Genomic DNA, 25,580 nt, shown 5'->3' with positions numbered 1-25,580 from the left:
GCTACAGGGGAGTATGAAAGGGGTTAAAATCAGGGTTAACTAAAGAATGACTTATACAACCTAGGTGTAACGGCGGTTCGCTTCTTAAAGTTACGTTGGAAATGCGCCTGGTCTGAAAATCCTAATTGATTTGAAGTGTCGACAATTGTTTGACCTGTTTTAAGCATCTCTTTGGCGCGCTTGATTCGCTCATCAAGTAAATACGCATGTGGGGATAAGCCGTAATACTGCTTAAAGCTTCGAATAAGATGATACTGACTAACGCCGATTTCTTGGGATAATTCAGTCAAAGACAGATTTGAATCGAGGTTATCTATAAGCTTTTCTTTTACTCTCGAAAGATGAGGCGCAGTGAATACTTTGCTCTCTTGAGGTTTATTTGAAAGCGTAAAGCCTTTACTTATAAATTCAAATAACTGGTACTCTGCCTCAAGTACACTTTCACCACTGATTAAGCTTTGGTACAAAGCTTGAAATTGTTTCTGAAGGTCAGTTCGCTTTTCAAAGTCATTTTCAAAAGCAAAATAGTCGTAACTCGAACTATCAAGGATTTGTTGCTGTACTTTTCCCATCCAAAGACTATCAACAAACAGCATGTAATAAGACCAATTACCTTGCTCTGGGTTACATGAATGAACATCAGCAGGGTTTATTGTCACAACATCATTCACACCAATATTATGCTTGCTTCCACGGTTGGTATAAAAGGCTTTCCCGCTATTGATGATTCCGAACGAAAATTCATCATGTGAATGCGCTTCATAGCAAGCATTTGAATCGCTCGCTACGCGAATTTCAATTTGTGGTAATAACGAGCTTTGTTTAAACGCAACTGAGTTATCTTTTGCCATTCCCTGCCCACCTTTAAACCCAAATACTCGAAATTGATACAACTAAGAGCATTGCCATGGTTTGATTAAATCGTTTTTGTCTTTTTTCTGACTGTAAAAATTGACGAATAACATGACCAATAGCCGCCCATGAAGACACTCCAATAAAACAAGCCACTAAAGAAATTCCCGTAAAAATGACCAGCTGAAGCTCCACTGAGTCGTAACCTACAACATATAAGCTAATTCCAGACATAGCAACTAACCAAGCTTTGGGATTAATGCACTGCATTACAACGCCATGCAGTAAACTTGGTGCTTTTCTTTGTTCAACTTCGCTAACACTTTGGAAAGGAGCTGTAGCAATTTGCTTAGCTAGGTAGAGTAAAAATAAGCTACCGATGATTTGCATGGCTTGCGCTAAGTTTGGAATTAAGTTGGCTAATGAACTCAGTAAATGTCCAGAGATAAATACCACTGCACTGTACGCAATACTGGCTCCTGTTACGTACATTAACGCTTTCATAAACCCATAATTCGCAGCTGTACTTGTCGCGACCAAGTTCACTGGCCCTGGCGAAATAGCACCAACAATTGCAAATACTGACATCGCAACCATAATTTGTTCCATAAATACTCCTTAATTCCTGCACTCACTTTAACCAAGGGTGAGTTTAATTTATTGAACAATATTGCGGTTTAAGTGCTTTCCTTTACTGATGAGTTCCTGTTCCGAAACTAACAAGTAATAAAAAAGCGCACGATCAGGTGCGCTTTAAAACCAAACCATTCCTAACATATGCTATGGGTCAGCCTGCTTTAGCTAAGGGTGCGAAGTATTTATTAATATCAACGAAATCAATTTGTTCTGGCTTCAAGTATTCCTGTGCATATCGAACATGAGTACCACTAGATAAAAACAAACGGAAAAGTTCCATATCTAAATGTTCATCCAACGCCATTTTATACATGATATCAACCGCGATACTGATAGGTTTAGCTTTCTTATACGGCCTGTCAGCGGCAGTTAACGCTTCAAATATGTCAGAAATTACCAAGATACGTTCAGGAATAGAAAGATCTTCAGCGGTTAATTTCCTTGGATATCCCGTCCCTTTTAAGGTTTCGTGGTGTGTTGATGCATAACGCGGTACACGGCTTAATTCTTTCGGGAAAGGCAGGTTCTCAAGCATCTTTATGGTACTGAGCATATGCTCATTAATTTTAAAACGATCTTCTGGAGTCAATGTGCCACGAGCGATACTCAAGTTATACACCTCTCCCATATTGTATAGATGTTCCGGTACATCCATTTTTATACCATGCTTAGGATCGAACTCCAGTGGTCGATCTCGCTTAACAATATGCTCAGGCTTATCAGAAAGCAGAGGTTCTACTGCAGGCAAAGAAGAGTGAGTCACTTTATTAAGTTCTTCAATTGGTGATAGACCAAGTGCATCATCAAAGTTTCTCATCCACGTGATTTGAGCAATCTCTTGAATTCGAACAACTTTGTCATTACTCATGAATTCACCACCAACATTTGATGTAGCTATGAATTCAAAATCTTCTTTCAACTGCAATTGTTTAGCCGCTAAATCAACTTCAATCACTTCAGTTGACTCAACACCTTCCAATTTTTTCTTAAGTGCAGTAATTTCCGCATCTCGCCAAAGTACTTCAAAACGAGTTCTCACTTCGTGAATGCGGTTATAGTTAGCTTCTAATTTGCTTCCTTTATCAACAATATGCTCTGGTGTAGTGATCTTTCCACAGTCATGTAGCCAAGCTGCAATTCGGAATTCTCGGCGTTCGTCATCATTTTCAAACTGAAAAGATTCAAAAATACCGGTGTCACATTTTTCTGCAGCATCGGCCAACATTAACCCGAGTTCTGGAACTCGATTACAGTGCCCAGCAGTGTATGCCGATTTGTCATCGATAGCTTGTGCAATAAGTTTAATGAAGGCTTCTACAAACGCTTCTTGTGCCTCTTCATGACGTTTGATTTCTTTCGACATTTCCACAATCGCGGCCGATAATTCCCAAATTTCAGAAATACGTGTATCTGATTGTTTCACCTCATCGTATTGGCGATCTTTAATCAGCTGAGTTTGATCGATTAGGTCTTTGATTGGGTCGACAATTGGTGAGCCGAAACGCCATGCAAGAGGTAATAAGCACAACAAGAAAGCACCAGTAATCAGCACTGATTTCGTCACTTTATCCATGACCTGAGCAAGTACAACGCTTTCTGCAATCAAAACTGCGAAATATTCACCATTCACATGATCTCTTGTTGGAGTAATGTAGATGTATTTGTCCACACCAGACACAGTTCGCTTAAGAAGTTGACCATGAGTAGATTCAGAATGCGCCAACTCATATAGTTCCAAGTATGGAACTCGTCTCATGTCTTCTTTCGCTTTCTTATTTTTTAAATTTAACCACTTGTCATCTAAATATTGTCGTTGCTCTGGGGTAATGTTCGCAATCGCTAAATTGATGATATCGACAATCTCTTTATCCTGAGATTTCATCAAAATGTGGTAAGCGGTTGGGAAGTTGTTATCTAATTCAGCAACACCTTGATTTACCGTCACATCAGCCAAGAAGTATTGCTTAACAGCAGATTGCAAAATGGCAGAAGTATCAATGAAAGCACTGATTTCATCAGCTTTTAAAGCATCGATGACCTCATTTATTGTCGAGAACTCTACCAATTCAATATCAGGATATAGGTCACGAAATTTAGGTACGATTGACCAACCAGTGAGAATCCCAAGCTTCTTATCACTAAGCTGATTCAATGAATTGATTTCACCAAAAGACTTTTTGGCCGCAAGCGCAAAAGGTAAATGATAAATAGGATCACTAAAATCCCCTACCGCATAGCCTTGATTATTGTTTTGTAAGGAATGTAATACATCTAACGAACCATCTGTGTACTGCTGAAGTAACTCGCTCCAAGTAAAACCATTGATGAACTCAAATTGTAAGCCAGTTGATTTAGATAATTCATTGAGCAAGTCTACTGCATAGCCTCTTGGCTCTCCCGATATAGCGTAGTCCATCGGACCCCAAGCATTTTGGTTGGATACTTTTAAAGAGCGCGCACCATTAACTAATGCTTTTTGTTCATCACTCAACACCAGAGTTTTACCTGCTGGCATCTTATTGGAATAATCAGGGGCAAGGTTAGTTGCTATGACTTCTCCGTTACGTCTAAAAACAAACGCTTCAACGCCTGTAGTGGGACCTGAACTCGCGAGAATTGACTTCATTCTATCGGACATAGAAGAAAGCAAAACATCGACTCCGAGAACTTGCTTATATCTAGGCAATTCGATTGAGAAGGTCTGACCCGTTATTTTTAAATGTTGAAATAAGTAAGGCTGAGTTTTGTAAACCTCATCGGATGCACTTTTGAACCATGGTCGCTGAGTGGGGAAATAATTACTGTCAACTGAAGTCATGTAGCGCTCTTGGAAACTCTCATCTAAAAAATGAGTTTGCTTTAAGCGTTTCGTCCCTTCATTAAATACATGGATTACGACCCAGCGGTCTTGAGGAGAGGCATTGATTTTTTCACGAACAATAGGAGAAGATTCAAGGTTAATGAGCTGATAAAAGTTATCATCTTGCCCACCAACATAAACACTGTAAATATGAGGGTTATTATTAAGAACATCAGAAAAGATATTTCTCATAGTGACTCGGTCTAGTTCTGAGTCGGTCGCCCTTAATATTGAAGCAAGTAATTTTGTTGTGTAACTGCTTTCGCCATCAGAATCTTTTACATAATCACTAATATTATTGGCAATTATTGAGTATTTAGTCAGCGTATTTTCTGTCGCCAATTTATTATTGAAGTAATACTGCAATGAGATAGCCAGCATTGCAGTAATGATTGTCGCAAGAATAAACATCCCGCCGACAGTAAGCCGAATAGAAAACTTTTTATTATCCCTGTAGACTTTATCCATATAGTCTGACATCCATGTTTATATTGTTATCATCGCATCTGAGTATTTCAGAATTATATACTGTATATAATAAATCCATCGATGACAATAATGTCATAAGGATTATTTAAGTGATCAGAGCATCCATGCTCTAAATCTTTCATCAATGGCTTTATGCCAAATACTTTTCTATATCGACATGGTCATTTTGTTCTGGTTTCAAGTAAATTTGAGCATATTTAACATGTGTACCGCTGGTTAAAAATAACCTGAACAACTCGATGTCCATGTGCTCATCTAAAGCCATCTTGTGCATAATATCTACAGCCACACTGATAGGCTTAGCTTTCTTATAAGGTCTGTCTGAAGCCGTTAAGGCTTCAAAAATATCAGCGATGACTAATACTCGCTCAGGTATAGATAAGTCTTCAGCAGTCAGTTTACGTGGATAACCAGTTCCTTTGAGGGTTTCGTGGTGTGTAGAAGCATAACGAGGCACCCGACTTAACTCTTTAGGAAAAGGTAAGTTCTCTAACATTTTGATGGTACTGATCATGTGCTCGTTAATTTTAAACCTGTCTTCAGCAGTTAAAGTGCCTCGCGCAATCGAAAGGTTGTAAACCTCACCCTGGTTATACTGATGCTCAGGCATTTCCATTTTGATATTGAAGCTAGGGTCAAGATCCACCTGTCTTGTCCTATGAATAATGTGTTCTGGCTTATCAGAGAGTAATTTTTCTTCTACCGGGAGATCTAGTTTAGATTTGCCTCGTGACATTTCTTCAATCGGTGACAAACCTAAATTGTCATCAAAATGTCTTAGCCAAGTAGTTTCCGCAATTTCCTTAATTTTATCGACTTTATCATCGCTCATGAATTCGCCTCCTACGTTGGAAGTTGCGATGAATTCATAATCTTGAGTCAACTGTTGATGGGCCAGTTTTAGATCAGATTCAATTTGCTCTTTACTCGCAGTCCCTTCAAGTAAGTCTTTCAATGCCTTGATTTCTGCATCACGCCAAAGTACTTCGAACCGCGTTCTCACCTCGTGAATACGGTTATAGTTAGCTTCCAATTTAGTGCCTTTGTCGACAATATGTTCTGGAGTGGTAATCTTCCCGCAATCATGTAACCAAGCCGCAATTCGGAACTCTCTTCTTTCCTCATCATTCGTAAAGTTAAAGTCTTTGAATGAACCAAAATTAGACTTCTCGGCAGCTTCCGCCAACATCATTCCAAGCTCCGGGACTCGATTACAATGCCCTGCTGTATATGGGGATTTGTCATCGATGGCTTGAGCGATCAGCTTGATAAATGCCTCTACAAATTCTTCTTGCGTCTGTTCATGCTGTTTTAATTCCGCCGACATATCTTGAATAGCAGTAGAGAGTTCCCAGATTTCTTTGATACGTGTGTCAACAAGCTCGACATTGTCATAATCACGTTTTTTTATTTTCCCAGTTTCCATTCGCAAATGCTTGATCGGCCTTACAATTGGTGCACCAAACACCCAAGCTACAGGTAGCGTTAAACACATGAGAAAAACCGTGACACCAATGGATGTTGTCACTCTTTTTGTCACAGTTGCATAAATTTCTTTCTCGGGAATGACAACTGCAAAGTACTCACTGTGACTGTCGTCTCTAGGGATTGCTTTCAAATAAAGATGCTTAATTTTGCCATCAAGTTCAATTTGAATCATTTTGCCTGTTACTGTCGCGGTTTCTGCCATGCTGTGTAATTCACTGTAAGGCACCATGGTATTTTTATTCGCAATTCCCGGCTTAAACCATTTATTTTCTAGAACAGTCATTTGTTCGGCGGATATATTACGAATCGCACGATTAATTATAGGGATCAAAGCGTAATGCTCTGGTCTTAGGGCAATATAAAACTTTGTAGAATAAGGACCGGTCAAATCTTTAAGGTTTTCACTAACTTTTAAATCAGTGTGGAAGTACCTTTCTAATGCAAAGGCTAGGACAGGTCTCACATCAAGTACCGCATCACACTCCCCTTTTTCAACCGAATCTAACGCCTTTTCTAAACTAGAGAACTCCACTAATTCAATACTTGGAAAATCTTCCTTTAACTGTTTGATAATCGACCACCCCGAAAGGACCGCCACTTTTTTACCTTCTAAATCCGCATATTTTGAAATAGAAACGGAGTTAGAATGCGTCACAACAGAAAAAGGTAAATCAAAGATAGGATCGGTATAAAGACCTTCTATACCATTGCTCGAGTATTTCTGAATGGAATGTAACGCGTCTAACTCACCTTCTTTGAATTGATTCACCAATTCTCCCCATGAGAAGCCGTTGACAAACTCGAAGTTAATACCAGACATGTCTTCAATAATAGACAACAAATCAATAGCATAGCCTTGCGGCTTTCCTGATACAGAAAAGTCCATCGGCCCCCAATCATTTTGATTCGAGACCAAAACGGCACCAGTTTCAGCAATCTCTTTCTTCTGATCTGAGGTCAAATCAATTCTAACTGTATCCTGAATTACGTCTTTAATTTTTGAAACTTGGTTAGTCGCGATTATGTGGCCTGATTTAGAGTAGAGGTAGGACTCAACTTCACTGTCTGCCTCTAGCCCTAAAGCACCTGCTGACATTTTATTTGATAACGAAGACAAAACGATATCAATACCAATCACGTGCTGGCTACTTTGATTGTTTTTAGAAAGGAAAGCTAAAGAGTAAGTTTGGCCTGTAATTTGTAAATGTTGGAATAAATAAGGTTGAGTTTTTTCAACCACTTTTTTATTCGCCGAAATATACCAAGGACGAGTTGTCGGGAGATAGTTTGTTGACTCTGTAGTGCGGTCACGCAAGTTAAAATTAGCGTCATAAAATTCAGTACTTCGAATTCTACCTTCTGGGCGGTTTTGAATGTCTATCACCACCCAACGATCTTCCAGTGTTGCCTGTATTTTATCCCTAACTCTTGGAGAGGATTCTAGGTTGATGATCTGGAAAAAGTTATCGTTTGATGACCCAATATAAATACTATAGAAGAGTGGGTTATCTTTAATGGCTTCAACTAAGATAGTTCTTACTTCTGTCTTAGTTAGTTGGTTGCTGATAGAGCGGTTTACTGAAGAGAGTAAACGAATGGTATTCGCAGCATCTGAATCAATAGAGCCCATATAATCACTCAGTTCTTCAGAAGCCATTGTTAATTTTGATAGCGTATGTTCCGTTGCCATCTTCTTACTAAAATAATACTGCAAAGACACGGCAACTAAAGCTGTCAATATCGTTGCAAGTAAAAACATCCCTCCAACGGTAACTCGTAGTGAAACCTTTCGATCTGTCATTCCTATTCAATCCCTGAATTTAAACAATACTGTACTCAATTCTATAAGTACTTATTCCTATATTTTTGTCGTAGCGTCAACACCTTTCAATACAATATTCGATAAAATGCAGTTTTTCCCTCAGCCTTCCGCATTTTTTACCCTATTTTATATAGTAACAGTGTCATATAAACCCGTTCATTTATTTTGTGTATTTCTCTTAAAAATGCGGCGATCATCATTTAAATTTTTCATTTTCATTCTTGTAAATATTACGTATTGAGCACCTGAACTTTACACCTCTGCCTTATTTCGACTCCGTTATATGTCTTTCATCCACCAGTTACCTATCAGGGTGTGAACTTTATGAACAAAATTCCCTTTATGTTCTTTATTCTCAATATCACCACATTAAAGACAACCTCGTAACATCACGTTAACTTTATGAACATCTACTCGACGAAGTGTTTTACTAAAAACGTTCAGTAGGAACCATAAAAGCATAAGTATCAAACAACGATTTGATACGCTCACATAAGGAACGTGAATCATGTTTAAGGCTCTAAAACCTACACTAGCCGCTTCAATCATCGCAGCTACCTTCTCATTTAGCTCTTTTGCTGCCGATGTTGAAAAAATCCATTTCCTAATTCCCGGCGGTGCTGGTGGTGGTTGGGATATGACGGCTCGAGGCACTGGTGATGTACTGGTCAAATCTGACATCGTCGAAAACGTCTCTTTCCAAAACTTATCTGGTGGTGGTGGCGGTAAAGCAATTGCCCACCTTATTGAGACGGCGAAACGTCAAGAAGACACGCTAATGGTGAACTCTACACCTATCGTTGTTCGATCTCTTACTGGTATATTCCCTCAATCTTTCCGAGACCTAACTCCTGTAGCTGCAACCATTGCTGACTATGGCGCTATCGTGGCGTCTGCCGATTCTAAATACAACACGTGGGAAGATGTAGTTAAAGAGTTCGAATCAAACCCACGTAAAGTAAAAATTGCTGGTGGTTCAGCACGTGGCAGCATGGATCATTTAGTGGTTGCAGCTGCATTCAAAGGCGAAGGGTTTGATGCCAAAAAAGTTCGCTACATCGCATACGATGCTGGTGGCAAAGCGATGGCAGCTCTACTTTCAGGTGAAACTCAGCTGCTTTCGACTGGTCTAGGTGAGGTTTTAGAAATGTCTAAATCTGGTCAAGTAAAAGTACTGGCAGTAACGGCACCTAAGCGACTTGAAGCCGCACCAAACATTCCTACCCTAATGGAATATGGTAATGAAACAGTTTTCGCTAACTGGCGTGGCTTCTTCGCCGCACCGAACACCAGCCAAGCAAAAATTGATGAGTGGAACCAAGCTCTAAATAAGATGTACCAAACGGATGAATGGCAAGTGGTTCGTGACCGCAATGGTTGGATCGATAACTACAAAGCTGATAAAGATTTCTACGCGTTCCTTGAAGACCAAGAACAGCAAATGGGTGATTTAATGCGTGAATTAGGCTTCTTAAAATAAGGTCCGATTCACAGGGCTGTTAATCTCAGCCCTACCCTGATTGAAACAGTTTCACCGTACATGAGTGCAACCCCAAACTCCTTTGTTATTAGTGAGTCGTTTTCCTCTTTGTTATCGCTGACTGCACCTAACAGTTGTCAATATCGATAATTGTAAGCCTGTGGCTATGGCTGAAATGAGTAAGCTTCTTACCTTCTGTTAATGATCCCGATCTTTCTCATTAACTCGCTTATGTACGGTTTTTTATTTCTTTTTTACCTTTCAAACGGAGTTGGATATGTCGGATTCGCCAACCAATTTTTTAAGTAAGGATTACTTGCTATGTCGAGATCGCGTCGGCGCAATGATATTCCTACTTGTATGCCTATGCTATGGCTACCAAACCACCCTCATTCCTCTTTTTCCAGGCGACGAATATGAACCGTTCACGGCTCGAACTTTGCCGACCTTACTGACCTATGCCGGAATTGCATTATCACTTTTACTACTAGTCACTGGTCAGGAAGACAAAGACAGCGGCGCTGTCACTGAATTTAACTGGAAACTGCTCATTGGTTTCTTATCTCTTATGGCTCTTTACGGGTTAGGGCTGACTTACATCGGGTTCGTACTTTCTACAGGCTTATTCTTAATGTCCGGCTTCTACCTGTTAGGTGAGCGTAGCAAACCCATTTTATTTGGTGCTTCATTCCCATTTGTGATCGGTTTTTATCTTCTTTTAACTCAAGGCTTAGATATTTATTTAGAGCCTGGCTTAATTTTCACTCTTTGGTAGGGAAACATTATGTTAGACGGAATTTTACAAGGGCTTTCTACCGCCATAATGCCAATGAACATCATGATGGTGATCGTTGGGTGTTTTGTAGGAACCTTCATCGGCATGCTGCCCGGTCTAGGTCCTATATCAGCAATAGCGTTAATGATCCCAATTACTTATGGTCTTGACCCATCTTCGGGCTTAATCTTAATGGCTGGTGTTTATTATGGCGCGGTATTTGGCGGCTCAACTTCTTCGATACTGATTAATGCACCGGGCTGTTCATCAACTGTTGTGACGGCTTTCGATGGTTACCCAATGGCTCAAAAAGGACAGGCAGGTAAAGCTTTAGCCCTCGCTGCTTATTCTTCTTTCACTGGAGGAACACTTTCAGCCATTATGCTTCTGATCGCTGCTCCTGCATTAGCAAGCGTGTCACTAAGTTTCCAATCTTCAGACTACTTTGCGCTTATGTTACTTGGTCTATCTGCTGTTGCAGCATTCGCAGGACCAGGACAAGTAGTAAAAGCATGGATGATGACTATTTTAGGTTTGATGCTTTCAACCGTTGGTATCGACAAAGGTGTGGGCGTAGAACGCTTTACCTTTGGGCTGACTGATTTAATGGATGGCTTTAGCTTCTTATTATTAGCAATGGCAACATTTGCGCTTGGTGAAACGCTGATGGGGATTTTGAAACCTGAAAAAGACACTAGCAGCGAAGAAAGCCAAAAAATGGCAGATATCGGAAGCATGAAAGTCACGAAGGAAGAAATCAAAGAAGTGGCACCCGTTTCTATTCGCTCTTCCATTCTTGGCTTCTTCACGGGAGTATTACCAGGCGCTGGTGCGACTATTGCGGCTTTCCTTAGCTATGGCATGGAACGAAGCTTGGCACCAAAAGATAAACAAAAAGAGTTTGGTAAAGGTAGTATTCGTGGCTTAGTCGCGCCTGAGTCGGCAAATAACGCAGCATCAAGTGGTTCATTTGTTCCTTTACTAACTTTAGGTATTCCAGGGTCTGGCACCACCGCTATTATGTTAGGCGCATTAATCGCTTATGGTATTCAGCCTGGTCCTCGCCTATTCGTTGAGCACCCAGATGTTTTTTGGTCGGTCATTATTTCCATGTACTTCGGTAACATAGTATTAGTGATTCTGAACTTACCTTTAATTCCATATATCTCTAAGCTATTAGCGGTACCAAGAACTGTACTTCTTCCAATGATCTTGTTCTTCTCGATTACTGGTGTGTATTTAGTCTCTTTCAACACGATGGACGTGTTCATCATGCTTATAGTGGCAATGGCAGCTATTGCTTTACGGCTTGCTAACTTCCCTCTTGCACCACTGCTTTTAGGCTTCATATTAGGCGGTCTGATGGAGGAAAACTTGAGACGTGCACTGATGATTGCTGATGGAGAACTTAGTTTTTTATGGGAACGACCTATTACGATGACCTTTACCGTTTTAGCAGTATTGGTTCTGAGTAGCCCAGTACTAATGAAATTGTTCCAGCGATTTAAAGCAAAACCAGTTGAAGCTTAATTGCTAAATTCAAATACCTAAAAGCCCTAGCAAACAAACCCGTTCGCTAGGGCTTTTTCTTCTTCACAGCACCACTATCACTAAAGTGCATATCCGAACTAAACAGAAGCGCTCCATAATGATAGTGTGGTCAGAATGCTAATAATTACTTGCCACAGAGAAAGGAATCTCAATGCAATTAGGTTGGTTAACACTTCCCGACTCGTTAACGCTATTCGATTCGTTAAAAATATTCGATTGGGTCGTATTATTCACTGCTGGCGTTTTTGGTGGAGTTCTTAACTCAATAGCTGGAGGCGGAAGTTTTATTACCTTTCCAGCCCTATTGTTTGTGGGTGTCCCTCCCATAACAGCAAATGCGACCAATACATTTTCATCCTGTGCAGGTTACCTCAGTGGCGCTTATGCGCTTAAAGCTGAAATAAAATCCGACAAATCTCGACTTGTACAAACCGTCATATTAAGTGTTATTGGTGGAGCCATCGGCGCGTTCCTTCTACTACACACACCCGAGACTGTTTTCACACAATCTATTCCTTGGCTGCTTTTATTTGCGACCATACTTTTCACGTTTGGAGGAAAACTCAATCAGCTTTTAAAACACGCGACACGTCAGAGTAAGAATACGACTCGTGCTGGGCTGTTCTTTTCTGGATTACTACTGTTAGTTGTTTGTATTTATGGCGGTTATTTCAATGCAGGCTTAGGGATTGTGACATTGAGCTATTTAGCGCTAGCGGGCTACACCAACCTAACCGTTATGAATGGAATTAAGCTACTCGTCTCCGCCTGTGCTTCTTTCGCCGCTATTATATTATTTGTACTGAATGGCTCGATTGATTGGAGCTCGGGAGTTGCCGTTCTATTGGGTACATTAGTTGGCGGATACTATTCTGCGAAAATTTCGCGAGGCATTCCAGATCAGTATGTGAGAAAGACTGTCATCACGGTAAGTATACTTATCACGGTTTACTTTTTTTATACCACCTATGTCGTCAGCCACTAAAGCGCTAGTGCATATGCGATTAATAACTAATCAGCAATGTGATGTTGATTGCACTAGCTTCAAATAAATCACCGATTTTGTATCTTTATTTTACATTTATCTAACCAAACCAATGAGAGTGGCATACTATTACGCCTGCTTTTATAAACTGGCGTGATAACTACGCACAGTACTAAATCAAATCATTACACATTATGGTTATTTTGAATCTGCTCACTTTTAAGGATGTAAAGTGTCATGAAAAACCTATCGTTTAAAAATAAGATTATCACTCTTATCGTTTCAATCATTACCCTCACAATTCTTGTTTCATACTTCAGTGTAAACCACTTTATCAGTGGTTATATTTACCAGTCTGATACCAAAAATATCACCCATAATATCAACTTAATGCAGCAAAAGTTGACAGGTGAACTTCAAAGTAAAGTTGCCCTTGCTGAAAACCTTAACTTCAGCATGATGGATATTTCGGAAACAAAAGAACGTTCTGGGTTTAATCAGGTCGTAAAAATCGTAAATGGCTATGCTTTTGATGATTCTGGCAATATGGAAGATGCCGATGCTCAAGCCTTTATTGATTTGGCAGAGAACCACAATGACAACACTGTTGTGAGCCCCGTATCTCTTAAAGGTGACACTGCAACCCTCACTATATCTATCAAGCGTATCGATGATTCTGTCGATTTCTTCGTTATGGATTTACAAGAGTTTGCGGATGTAATTCGCCAGTATTCGATAAAAGGAAGCTATGCAGAATTAATATCAGATAACAACATCACCATTTATTCAAATAAGGTTAGTGACCAAGTTATCCCTGTGTACCACACCGTTGAGTTCCACGGACAAACATGGCAATTAAATGGTTATATCGACACTACTCTTATTGAGCAAAATACCGCTAGTCTAAATGAAAGGATCACATTAGCCCTTATTGTTTGCGGTCTTATTTTTATCGCGATCAGTATTGCGCTACTAAGCATTGCTTTTAAACCTCTATTGAATTTAAAAGCCGTTGTCGCCGATCTATCACAAGGTAATGGTGACCTAACTCAACGATTAAACGTTGTTTCTCAAGATGAAATTGGGCAGATATCAACATCCATTAACCTATTTATTGAAAAACTACAGGCAATGTTTATGGAAGTGCTAGACTCTTCTGCACAAATAGATGCAGCCATAAGCCAGCTTTCCCAGCAGTCAAAATCAAATGTTGCCACGCTCAATAGCCATACTGTCGAGACTGAACAAGCGATCGCCGCTATTGAAGAAATGAGTGCAACTGCTAGCTCTATTGCTGAAAGTTCAAATGATGCAGCGAAACTCACTGAACTCACTAGCTCAAACGCCAGCGATTCAAAAAATACAGTAACGAACGCCGTATCAAGCGTTTCCTCACTTATGGATCAAGTCGCTTCTATGTCTGGCACCATCAGTACGATGAACGAAGATACGAAACAAATTAATAGTGTTTTACAAGTGATTGGTGATATTGCCGAGCAAACTAACCTACTGGCATTAAATGCTGCTATTGAAGCCGCTCGTGCTGGTGAACAAGGTAGAGGGTTTGCGGTAGTAGCTGATGAAGTAAGAGCATTAGCGGCTAGAACTCAACAAAGTACTTCCCAAATAAATGAGATGCTGGCGAAGCTTCACAAAACGACAGATAACGTAGTTTCTGAAATGGCGACTACCCATGCAAGTTGTGAGCAAACGGCAGAAAAAACAAACCAAGTAATGTCTTCACTTAATATCGTCACGGGATCTGTTGTTGAAATTAATGATCTCAATACACTAATGGCAACGGCAGCAGAACAACAAAGCCAGGTAACAAGTGAAGTAACGCGAAACATGGCTGCGATTCAAGAGATGATTCAAAGGCTTAATTCCAATGCGAGTGAAACCACTTCTGTGAGTGACGAACTTAGAGCTACGTCAAGCAACCTATCAGATGTTGTCGGTCGCTTTAAAGTCCAATAGAAACAGGCTTTCAGTTATCACCGTAAGCTTGAACTTGATATAAAACATTCGAGCTTCTAACTCATTACTCAGCTTTTCAACGCCATCAGTCATTGATGGCGTTTTTTATTAAGCAACCTACCGCATAAAGACTCAGTTAACATATCTGCTGAAAACACCCTGCAATAACCACAATAAAAGTGATGCTATAGGAAGTTATAACACTTTATGGTTACATTTAAGTAACATGGTTGATATCTTACTTATTCTTACTTTTGAGATACAAACATTCCAAATAAAAACAGACAAATAACAATAAATAAAGGTTGGCTTGCGACATGTTTGACTACCCCACGCTCAGTAAACTTGCGGCTCAAGACAAAGACATTCCACTTATATTCAGTGAATTATTTGATCTCGCACGCTCTTATTACCCTAGCTTGTCACGCTTTTCAGTCGTACTTTCTGAAGATAATAAAGCATCTAATTACTTCATTGCAGATAAACTCTGTCCAACCGGAAAGCATGACTACAGTGAACAAGAAATTACTTCTCGCTCAGCGCTCTTCCAAATATACACAAACCATAAAGTCAGAGTTATCGATGACCTCACTTCCGTAACACCGACCAAACGGCTTATTCATTTAATTGAAATTGGGCATCAAAGTAGTTATACAGCACCAATATATTATCGTGGTATTCACCTTGGTTTTGTTTTTATTAATGCGTCTAACTTGTGTTTTTTTAATCAACAGAATGCTCAACGTGACATTGCTTTCTTTACCCAATTAATAACAAACCTATTGATTCAACAATATGAAAGCCAAAAACATTTTAGGTCTTCGTTAGCGGTTGCACTTAATATGGGGCACTCACGTGACCCCGAAACAAAAGAGCACTTAACCAGAATGGGAAGATACAGCGAGTTACTAGCGCGTATTTTGTCAGATACTAAACAAGATATTACCCACCAATTTATACACCGAATTCGCTTGTATGCGCCCTTCCATGACATCGGGAAATATCGTATTCCTGATCATGTCCTTTTCAGTACCAAAAAATTTACTGATGAAGATCGTAAAATTATGAACAACCATACGCTTTATGGTGAAGAAATTATCAATGATGTGGTGAGCCTATCGGATAACCACTCGATTACTGTAGAAGAAGTTCAATTTATAAAAAATATCATTCGTCATCACCATGAACGATTTGACGGGAAAGGCTTACCCGATGGCTTAAATAAAGACAGTATTCCATTAGAAGCTCGGATTGTTACTTTAGCTGATGTGTTTGATGCCCTGCTCAGCAAAAGAACTTATAAGCATGCATGGTCTGTTTCACAGGTGATGGAATATATTGAAGCTCAGGATGGTTTAATTTTCGACCCTGACTGTGTAGCAGCGCTGCGAGACAATTTTGAATCTTTCATGAATATTCGTCAGCAACTTTCTGATTCAGGAGAAGAGCTTTGTTCGCCAGTTTTCTAACCGACACTATATACCTTATGGTGCACCTCATAATGTATATTGCCTAGAAGTTAAGCACTCAAACTTTATGAAATAGCTCACTAAATCATCTTTTTTGATATTAATTTAGCTTAATTTTCAATCAACAATGCAATAATAGACATGTTGAAAAAAGTATAAATCAGGGGGCATTATGAATAAAAAACTCGGTCATATCATGTCATCAAGTCGGCTCATTTCATTTGTCGCCTTTCTTGCTGCAACCTTTGCTTGGATACTCAAAATGCCAGCGTTATTTTTTGTATCCGCAATGTTTCTTATTGTCAGTGCCATTATTTATGGCGTTGATCTCTGGAAAAAGCGCTTGAAAGATAGCCAAGCTTGATTTGTCTATTAGTCACACTCTGAAAATATTAGGCGCTCTATTATAGGTAGTGTGGATTTTAGCTGTTGAGGGAACTTCATGCTTTAGTCTTTTAGTGAATGATTGAAGCTATAGACGTTTCTTCTAGAAACAATAAAGGAGCGAACTCGCTCCTTTATATACATAACAAGGTACCATTCCCACTATCGGCGGAAATTGCGACCATTTCCTCTACGCTCTTTAAATGCAGAAGCTGCTTTTGCTTGTGAAGCTAGGATTGACTCAACTGTTAATTCCATAGGTTCACGAGGCTCTAAGCCATGTCGAAATGTACGTGAACGTGGCGGCATCTGATATTCAACATCCGAAGCTTTTGGCATACGCTTAAAGCGATAAAGATAAAAGTTCTCTACCTTCTCTCTCGCCCATTCTGTTTTCTTCAAATATTTAACCGCGCTTGCAACTGTCGGCTTAGTGTTGAAGCAATTCATTCGCATTGCAGCGTCTAAAATTTCCCAACCGTAATGATCCACAAGTTCAGTGATCAAGGTTTCAAGCTTTAAGCCGTGTAAAGGGTTGTTCTGTTGAAGTTCAATTCTTTCTTGTTCTGTCATATCTTTACCTTTTCACAACCTAAACCGAGATAGGCTCTGAATTTCTCTTGGTACGCCATCATCAATAATACTTACCAATAATATTCTATGGGGATGTCCGTTTCCCCTATCACTCCCTTTATGATGGCATAAAGCACGTCAGTATCCTAACTCTGTGCTCTTTATATTTTAGTTAACACGATTAAACGGCTCTATTTCCATCAACCACTGCCCAAATTAATTTTTGTCGAGTGTTTATATATAAAAAAAGAGGGCTGTAATGCCCTCTCTAATAGTTTCGCGTCCTAAATCACTAAGTCTCACTGACGCTTATTTTTGTCTTGTCGTTAACACGTACAAACACGGAACAATAAACAAAACGACAGGAACAGAGAACAACAAACCATAACCCAACGTTAATGCCATTGGTCCCATGTTTACATCTGCCCCACCAATGCCGTAAGCAAGAGGTAGCAAGCCTACTACAGTAGTGATTGACGTTAATAATATTGGTCTTAGGCGCGTCTTCGCCCCTTCGATCACGGCTTGGGAAATTTCAAGCCCTTTCGCTCGCATTTCATTAATCCGGACAATGAGCACCAACGAGTTGTTAACCACTACTCCGCACATTCCTAACGCACCAACCAGAGCAAACAATGAGATAGGCTGCATGTGTAAAAATAGCGCTGACAGAGATGCTACCAAAGCGAATGGAATAACTGAAATAACCAGTAGTGGCTGTAGAAGCGAACCAAACATTATCGCCAATACAAAATAGATCCCCAAAATAGCTGCTGGGAATGCAACAACAATACCCCCTAGCGTTTCTTCTGCAGCTTCTACTTCACCACCAATATCAAGTGTGACATCCGCACTGATCTTATCTTTTACCGCTTCCCATAGCTCTTCGGTAATTTCATCAGGGTCCAGTTGCCCACCTCCGACTTGTGCTGTGACAAGCACTTGTCTGTCACCATTAAAGTGCAGAATGATACGTTCAGCTTGGGTATATCGTACATGTGCCAAACGGCTCAATGGAACTTGAGTACCATTAGCAGTGTAGATCTTAGTATTACGAAGTTTTTCAAGGTTACGATATTGCTCGGTCAGTATGACTCGCAAGCCCACTTCTTCGTCACCAATCCAAGTCGTTGATACTTTTTCACCGTCAAAGGCAATACGTAAAGTCGTAGCTAAATCATCAACGGTTAAGTTGTAACGCGCTAACCATTCATACTGAGGGACAATTTCAAGCTGCTGATCTTTAAGCTCTTCATTATTAGTAACATGGCTCAAACCTTCATAGTTAGCTAGCCACTCAGAGACCACATCAACGGCTTGATCACGAGACTCTTTGTTCTGCCCAATAACACGAACTTCTACTGGCTCACCAAGAGGTTCACCACCCGCATCGACAGAGAGTTTAATGAAAGGTACAGAGGTGTTATCAGCTAACTGCTCTCGCAAACTATCTACGATCACATCTGCAGTTCTGTCTCTATCTTCCGCATTCGTTAGGTTAATTAAGCCTTTACTCACAGGTGTTGAGTAAGTCATTTCGTAGCTAAGCAACTCCGATTCAGGTAGCGAACTGATCACCTCCTCTATTTGCTTATGTGCAGCACGTACTTTATCCATTGGTGTACCCGGTTTAACCTCGGTATACACTTCAATATACTTGGCGGCTTGGGCTGGGAAAAAGTCTAGCCTCATCGTCGCGATGATCGCACCACCAGCACCCAACGCCACCAATGCCAATAACACCACTGTAAACTTATGCTTCAAAGCACTTGCAAGAATCGACTCATAGCGCGCTGATAATTGGTTAAATACTTCCGTTGATTTGGTTTTTGGCGTCGGCTTTTTCATTGCGTCGGCTAAATGCGCTGGCAACGTCACCGTACATTCAAACCAAGAAAAGGTTAAAGCCATAATGACCGTCAATGGTATCACCGCGATTTCCATACCTAGCTCACCTGGGATGAAAAAAATTGGGATAAACACAAGCACTGTAGTCGTTAAACTTGCTAGTACAGGTTTGTATACCTTGAGCGTACCTTCTATCGCCGCCTCAAGTGGGGAGGCTCCTTTTTCACGCTCACTATAGATACTTTCAGCAACAATCACTGAATCATCCACAATAATGCCGATAACAAGCAGTAACGCAGACAATGTAATGGCATCGAGCGTCATTCCCATTCCAGGAATAAGAGCCAGCACGCCAAAAATACAAAAAGGAATCGAAACAGCAACCCAAAAAGCCACTTGGCGCATCAATGCAAGACCAAGTACAACAAGCACTAAGAGAAGACCAATTCCACCGTTGCTTGCAACAATCGAGAACTTCTCTTGCATGTCTTTTGCAAGGTTGATTGAGGTGTGAAATTCGAACTTCCCACCCAACTTTTCACGCTCTAGATCTAACGTTTCCAACACAGCATTGATTGCGGTACGAACATCAGCATTCGCTGTTTTGGTTATATTAAACAAGATAGCCTGTTCATTATTGATCATGCCGTATTCAGTCGCTTTCTCGAAACCATCGGTCACCGTTGCAACGTCACTCACACGAACTAAACCACCATCAGGCAATACTCGAATAATGGTTTTTTCTAACTCTTTTGCACTCGTCACTTGCGTCAGAGTAACCAAGCGATGCTCTGACTTCCACGACTCAACCACGCCACCTGAAAGTGACAAGTTGCGGCTATTAATGGACGTCATGATGTCATCAAACGTTAGGTTGTAACGACCAACTTTATTGGGATCAACTTCAATCCAAAACTCACGCTCGCGAAAGCCCGACATCGTTGCCGTACCAATTCCAGGTATCGATTTAACACGTTTCTCTAACTGACGCGCATATTGTTGTAAATCCGCGTAGGTGCCCGTTGTTGTGACACCAAAACGCAACACCTCGAATGACGACGTACTCTCTTGAAGCACCAACGGGGGATCTGAAATATCTTTCGGTAAGCCACTAACTCGATCAACCGCTTGCTGAATTTTGCGTACGACGTCAGCAATGTCGGCAGTTTCATCGACTTCAAGCAAGATCAAAGAAGTACCTTCTTTTGATTCAGAAGTCATTTCACGGATGTTTTGCACACCGCGTAGCTCTTTTTCGATTTTGTTCGTGATATTCAGTTCAATATCTTGTGGCGAGGCGCCCGGATAATGAGTCACCACTTCCACTTCCGGAAAAGCAACTTCCGGATCTTCCTGCATTTTAATGATACTTAATGACGCAAGACCAACCGCAAATACCATCATGGTGATCACACGGGCTAGAAACCCCCGCGCAGCAAAGTAGCTAATAATATTTCGCATCGCCAGTTCCTTAATTCACAGTGCTTGCGTGAAGAGACATGCCAGGTTTGATAAGGCTATTACTATTAGGGATCTCAATGTCGATTGGGTAAGCTAACAATGTAGGGTCTAGGTTTATACCAATACGCTTAATCTTAGATTTCACCTTAATTTTTGGATTAACATCGCTCCAAACGGTAAGTTCTTGCCCAACAGACAACTCAGTAAGATCATGTTCACTGGCAAGCAAACGAATGATAATATTTTCTACATCAGCCACGCTGTAAAGCAGGTTCCCTTTTTCCACCCATGAGCCTTGCTCTACATTACGTTTTACTATGTAACCATCAATATCAGAGTTGATTTGAGTATGTTCAAGGTTGTCTACCGCTTGCTCTAGATCGATTTCTGCCAATTTCACATTAGCTTTCGCAGATTGCAGGTCAGCGAAAGAGATATCTAGTTCGTGCTGCGACAAACTTTTCTTCGCTTTTAGTTCTTTATAACGGTTATAGATACTATTCTTGATTTTGAGATCGGCTTTGACCAATTCTAGGTTCGCTTTTTGGCGACTCACCTCTAGAACAAAATCATTGTCTTCAAGAACAATAAGGGACTGACCTTTCTGTATAGCTTCACCAAGTTGATATGGCTTGTTTTCAACAACACCACTCACCTGAGCGACCACATTTTGAAACTGTTGAGCGGTTGCATGACCAATTAGGTCAACTGCCAATGCGTGACTACTTGGGAATGAGAGAGCTACCATAGCCGAGAACACTGCTAATTTTTTCATATTTTAATCTCCGACAGAGTCTATTTATTACAGAGATTAATGCAGTGAACGTGAATATTTTGTATACCATGCGGGACTTTTATCAATGGTAAGTCATTGACATTTTAGAAGACGATATAAAATACATTGCATTCTTTATAGAATTAAGCATGAATCCTATAAAGCCCAACAAACAAAAAAGGATGCCATGTGGCATCCTTTTTAATTAAAGCGTCTTAATGACTAGCTTTATAACTCACGATTATACGTCGTAAGTTGTAGAAGCAGTATCGCCGCCTGTACCAGTCCAGTTTGTGTGGAAGAATTCACCACGTGGACGGTCAGTACGCTCGTAAGTGTGAGCACCAAAGTAGTCACGTTGAGCTTGTAGAAGGTTCGCAGGAAGACGAGCTGTAGTGTAGCCGTCTAGGAACGTTAGTGCAGAAGTCATACATGGCATTGGGATACCAGATTCCATAGACTTAGCTGCAACTTTACGCCAAGCGCCCATGCAGTTGTCTAGGATGCCTTTGAAGTATGCATCTGAACCTAGGAAAGCGATCTCTGGGTTCGCTTCGTAAGCATCACGAATGTTGCCTAGGAATGCAGAACGGATGATACAACCGCCACGCCACATAAGTGCAACGTTACCGTAGTTTAGATCCCAGCCGTTTTCGTTCGACGCTTCACGCATTAGCATGAAACCTTGAGCGTAAGAGATGATCTTAGAAGCAAGTAGAGCCTGACGGATTGCATCAACCCACTCTTGCTTGTCGCCTTCAACTGGAGCAACAGTTTTGCCGAACAGTTTCTCAGCTTCAACACGTTGGTCTTTAAGTGCAGACAGGCAACGAGAGAATACAGATTCAGTGATTAGCGTTAGTGGGATACCCATATCTAGCGCATTGATACCGGTCCATTTACCCGTACCTTTTTGACCAGCAGTGTCTAGGATCTTCTCAACTAATGCTTCACCGTCTTCATCTTTGTAGCCAAGGATGTCAGCGGTGATTTCTACTAGGTAGCTGTCTAGCTCAGTTTTGTTCCAATCAGCAAATACAGCCTGCATTTCGTCGTGGTTCATACCTAGACCATCTTTCATGAATTGGTATGCTTCAGTGATAAGCTGCATGTCACCGTATTCGATGCCATTGTGAACCATCTTAACGAAGTGACCAGCACCATCGTTACCAACCCAATCACAACAAGGTTCACCCGCGTCAGTTTTCGCAGAGATACCTTGGAAGATAGGCTTAACCGCTTCCCAAGCTTCAGGAGAACCGCCTGGCATGATAGAAGGACCAAAACGAGCGCCTTCTTCACCACCAGAAACACCAGTACCGATGAAGTGAATACCTTTCTCACGAAGAGCAGCAACACGGCGGTTAGTATCTGGGAAGTTAGTGTTACCACCATCAATGATGATGTCACCTTTGTCTAGAAGTGGAACAAGCTTGTCAATGAACGTATCTACAACGTCACCAGCACGTACCATTAGCATTACTTTACGAGGCGCTTCTAGCTTTTCAACTAGCTCTTCAAGAGAGTAAGCACCAACAATGTTAGTACCTTTAGCTGGACCTTCTAGGAACTCGTCTACTTTTGCAGCAGTACGGTTGTGAGCCACAACTTTGAAGCCGTGGTCGTTCATGTTTAGGATAAGGTTTTGACCCATTACTGCTAGGCCAATTACACCGATATCACCTTTCATTATTTATATCTCCTTGCGGCTATTCGCAATTACGCGATAGCACTTGCTGCATTTGAATCTAGGAACCACTCTGTTTCGCCAGTCTTAGACTGAATTTTTGCTGCCGGGTAAGGCAACTCAGAAGCAGGAGTTGTATGAATTTCTTTAACGATCTCAACTTTACCTGCGCCAAGCACTAGGTAGCTGATTCGTTTCGCGGCTTCTAAAACTTTAGCTGTTTTAGAAACACGGATCTGACCCGACTCAGGGTGAGAAGCTAATACAGATAGGTTCTCATCTTGGTAGTCAGTTACGCCCGGGAATAGTGAGGCTGTGTGACCATCTTCGCCAACACCTAGCAGGATCCAATCGAATACCGGCGTACCGTTTTCAGTTGGAATAACATCTGCCATTTCTTTTGCGAAACGCTCAGCTTCTACTTTGGGTTCATCTTCACCACGAATGCGGTGGATGTTCTCTGCCGAAAGGTTCACATTCGAGAAAAGTAGCGCATTCGCTTCACCGAAGTTGCTTTCAGCGTCATCGGGTGCAACACAACGCTCGTCGCCCCACCAGAAGTGAAGGTTATTCCACTGAATACCATCAGCGTATGGTGCTTGAGCTAAAAGCTTGAAAAGCATTTTTGGCGTACTGCCACCAGAAAGCGAAATATGAACAGGTTTGCCCTTCTCGCTATACGCTTTCATTTCATTTGCTAAGTTTTCAACAACCAATTCAGGCGTTTCAAAGATCTTGTGATTGATCATAATTCGCAGTAATCCGTGTCTGTTAAGTTTTTGCATGGGAAACGCCATGCACGACCGTCTCTTTGTAGAAGGTCATCGGCTTCTTGAGGGCCCCAAGTACCACAAGCATAACCAAAGAGCGCTTGAGGGTCTTGTTTGAAATCTAAAATCGGTTGGACGTATTTCCAACATGCTTCTACTGCATCAGTACGTGCAAACAGAGTTGCATCACCATTTAATGCATCAAGAAGAAGACGCTCATAAGCCGTTAGCATTTGAGTTTCTGGCAAGTCAGAGTAAGAGAAGTTCATTTTCACTTCTTTTGCTTTGAAACCAGCACCAGGTTCTTTCAAACCAAAACTCATTTGAATACCTTCATCCGGTTGAATGCGGATAATCAGCTTGTTTTCAGGTGCATCTTGACCAAACACTGGGTGTGGTGTGTTCTTAAAGTGAATCACAATTTCAGTCACACGAGTCGGTAAACGCTTACCAGTACGCACGTAGAAAGGTACACCATTCCAACGCCAGTTGTTGATGAACGCTTTCAGACCAATATAAGTCTCAGTACGTGAGTCATCAGCCACACCGTTTTCTTCACGGTAACCAAGCAAATGTTGACCACGTACATCTGATGCCGTGTACTGACCTAATACTAGGTCTTTACGTAGATCATCTTCTTCAAGAGGTTTAAGGCACTGAAGTACTTTAACCACTTCGTCACGGATTGAATCCGCATTAATCTGTGCAGGCGGCTCCATACCAACCATTGCTAGAACTTGTAGCAGGTGGTTTTGGAACATATCTCGCACAGCACCAGAACCGTCGTAGTAACCGCCACGTTCTTCAACACCCAGGAATTCAGCACCCGTGATTTCAACGTAATCAATAAAGTTACGGTTCCACAAAGGTTCGAACATCGCGTTCGAGAAGCGCAATACAAGAAGGTTTTGTACTGTCTCTTTTCCTAGGTAGTGGTCGATACGATAAATTTGGTGTTCTTGGAAGTGATGATGGATTTCTTCATCTAACGCTTGAGCTGAAGCCAAGTCGTAGCCAAACGGCTTTTCAATGATTAGACGTCGCCAACCATTTGATTCATCGTTCAAACCATGTGCAGCAAGGCTTGCTGGGATCACACCGTATAGACTTGGTGGCGTAGCTAAGTAAAACAACGTGTTGTGATTTTCAAATTGGTAATCTTTCTCAATTTGATCCAAACGGGTTGCTAGACGTGCGTAATCTTCAACGTCAGAAGTATTGATCGCCTGATAATGCAGGTGATCAATAAAAGCATTCAGAATCTCAGGCTCTGTTTTTTCCATATCCTGAAGTGATTGCTTTAATTTTGCGCGGTAAGATTCGTCACTGTAATCGGTACGACTAACACCTAAAATCGCGAAAGATTTTGGCATCTGATTGTTCGCGTATAGGTGATATAAAGCAGGGATCAGCTTTCGGTAGGTCAAATCTCCCGATGCACCGAAAATTACGATGCTGCTGTTTTCAGGTATTACCATCATCTTTCCTATAAAAACAAGGTTTTTAGTATTCGCTAAAAGTATCAGCGACATACGAAAATAGATAATAGGTCTTAACTATTATATCAATAGTAAATGCCTATTAACCTAGAAATGTGTTTGGTAAATGGGGTGAAATCTATCACCTCTATTCGGGTCGGTATTGTCTACGACAATTTGATTTACATCAACCACTGTGAAGGCAATCGATTAAATATTA

General features: G+C 41.0%; 17 protein-coding genes. 7 read left to right on the top strand and 10 right to left on the bottom strand.

The window, feature by feature from the left end; all coding sequences use genetic code 11:
- Positions 1-35: 35 nt before the first annotated feature.
- The 4 genes from L4C37_RS10175 to L4C37_RS10160 all read right to left on the bottom strand — a co-directional run bounded on the left by L4C37_RS10175 (position 36) and on the right by L4C37_RS10160 (position 8,126).
- Positions 36-851: an AraC family transcriptional regulator gene (locus L4C37_RS10175; protein WP_429768495.1), complete on the bottom strand. Its 816-nt coding sequence runs from the start codon at positions 849-851 to the stop codon at positions 36-38.
- Positions 852-864: 13 nt separating this feature from the next.
- Positions 865-1,461, bottom strand: a complete 597-nt coding sequence (locus L4C37_RS10170) for a LysE family translocator (RefSeq protein WP_273297555.1) — start codon at positions 1,459-1,461, stop codon at positions 865-867.
- A gap of 178 nt (positions 1,462-1,639) precedes the next feature.
- Positions 1,640-4,816, bottom strand: coding sequence for an HD domain-containing phosphohydrolase (locus tag L4C37_RS10165; RefSeq protein WP_429768494.1), 3,177 nt, complete (start codon positions 4,814-4,816; stop codon positions 1,640-1,642).
- Between the two features lie 151 nt (positions 4,817-4,967).
- Positions 4,968-8,126, bottom strand: a complete 3,159-nt coding sequence (locus L4C37_RS10160) for an HD domain-containing phosphohydrolase (RefSeq protein WP_429768493.1) — start codon at positions 8,124-8,126, stop codon at positions 4,968-4,970.
- Positions 8,127-8,655: 529 nt separating this feature from the next.
- Between L4C37_RS10160 and L4C37_RS10155 the strand changes: the two genes are divergently transcribed.
- From L4C37_RS10155 to L4C37_RS10125, 7 genes are all read left to right on the top strand, one after another.
- On the top strand, positions 8,656-9,627 hold the full coding sequence (locus L4C37_RS10155; protein ID WP_273294096.1) for a tripartite tricarboxylate transporter substrate binding protein: 972 nt from the start codon (positions 8,656-8,658) through the stop codon (positions 9,625-9,627).
- A 277-nt stretch (positions 9,628-9,904) separates the two neighbouring features.
- Positions 9,905-10,402: a tripartite tricarboxylate transporter TctB family protein gene (locus L4C37_RS10150; protein ID WP_137373161.1), complete on the top strand. Its 498-nt coding sequence runs from the start codon at positions 9,905-9,907 to the stop codon at positions 10,400-10,402.
- A gap of 9 nt (positions 10,403-10,411) precedes the next feature.
- On the top strand, positions 10,412-11,932 hold the full coding sequence (locus L4C37_RS10145; RefSeq protein ID WP_137373160.1) for a tripartite tricarboxylate transporter permease: 1,521 nt from the start codon (positions 10,412-10,414) through the stop codon (positions 11,930-11,932).
- 172 nt (positions 11,933-12,104) lie between these two features.
- Positions 12,105-12,938: a sulfite exporter TauE/SafE family protein gene (locus L4C37_RS10140; RefSeq protein ID WP_429768492.1), complete on the top strand. Its 834-nt coding sequence runs from the start codon at positions 12,105-12,107 to the stop codon at positions 12,936-12,938.
- Between the two features lie 237 nt (positions 12,939-13,175).
- Positions 13,176-14,915, top strand: a complete 1,740-nt coding sequence (locus L4C37_RS10135) for a methyl-accepting chemotaxis protein (protein ID WP_429768491.1) — start codon at positions 13,176-13,178, stop codon at positions 14,913-14,915.
- Between the two features lie 317 nt (positions 14,916-15,232).
- Positions 15,233-16,384 (top strand): HD-GYP domain-containing protein, encoded by a 1,152-nt coding sequence (locus L4C37_RS10130; RefSeq protein WP_240701729.1) that lies wholly within the window; start codon positions 15,233-15,235, stop codon positions 16,382-16,384.
- Positions 16,385-16,556: 172 nt separating this feature from the next.
- Positions 16,557-16,748, top strand: a complete 192-nt coding sequence (locus tag L4C37_RS10125; protein ID WP_137373157.1) for a hypothetical protein — start codon at positions 16,557-16,559, stop codon at positions 16,746-16,748.
- A gap of 182 nt (positions 16,749-16,930) precedes the next feature.
- Here the strand turns inward: L4C37_RS10125 and L4C37_RS10120 are convergent, their stop codons facing one another.
- The 6 genes from L4C37_RS10120 to zwf all read right to left on the bottom strand — a co-directional run bounded on the left by L4C37_RS10120 (position 16,931) and on the right by zwf (position 25,360).
- Entirely contained in the window at positions 16,931-17,341 is a 411-nt protein-coding gene (locus tag L4C37_RS10120) for a VF530 family protein (RefSeq protein ID WP_137373156.1), read from the bottom strand.
- A gap of 309 nt (positions 17,342-17,650) precedes the next feature.
- Positions 17,651-20,650, bottom strand: coding sequence for an efflux RND transporter permease subunit (locus L4C37_RS10115; RefSeq protein ID WP_429768490.1), 3,000 nt, complete (start codon positions 20,648-20,650; stop codon positions 17,651-17,653).
- Between the two features lie 10 nt (positions 20,651-20,660).
- Positions 20,661-21,425, bottom strand: coding sequence for an efflux RND transporter periplasmic adaptor subunit (locus L4C37_RS10110; RefSeq protein WP_429768489.1), 765 nt, complete (start codon positions 21,423-21,425; stop codon positions 20,661-20,663).
- Between the two features lie 241 nt (positions 21,426-21,666).
- Positions 21,667-23,115: a decarboxylating NADP(+)-dependent phosphogluconate dehydrogenase gene (gene gnd / locus L4C37_RS10105; protein WP_004733587.1), complete on the bottom strand. Its 1,449-nt coding sequence runs from the start codon at positions 23,113-23,115 to the stop codon at positions 21,667-21,669.
- Between the two features lie 29 nt (positions 23,116-23,144).
- Complete coding sequence (gene pgl / locus L4C37_RS10100) at positions 23,145-23,861, bottom strand: 6-phosphogluconolactonase (RefSeq protein ID WP_429768599.1); 717 nt, start codon at positions 23,859-23,861, stop codon at positions 23,145-23,147.
- Complete coding sequence (zwf, locus tag L4C37_RS10095; RefSeq protein ID WP_273293613.1) at positions 23,858-25,360, bottom strand: glucose-6-phosphate dehydrogenase; 1,503 nt, start codon at positions 25,358-25,360, stop codon at positions 23,858-23,860. Before zwf ends, pgl begins: the two co-directional genes overlap by 4 nt.
- Between the last annotated feature and the right edge of the window lie 220 nt (positions 25,361-25,580).

Origin of the sequence: Vibrio kagoshimensis (assembly GCF_050337535.1) — a bacterium.
Taxonomy (GTDB): Bacteria; Pseudomonadota; Gammaproteobacteria; order Enterobacterales; family Vibrionaceae; genus Vibrio; species Vibrio gallaecicus.
This window is presented reverse-complemented; position numbering and strand designations above follow the sequence as displayed.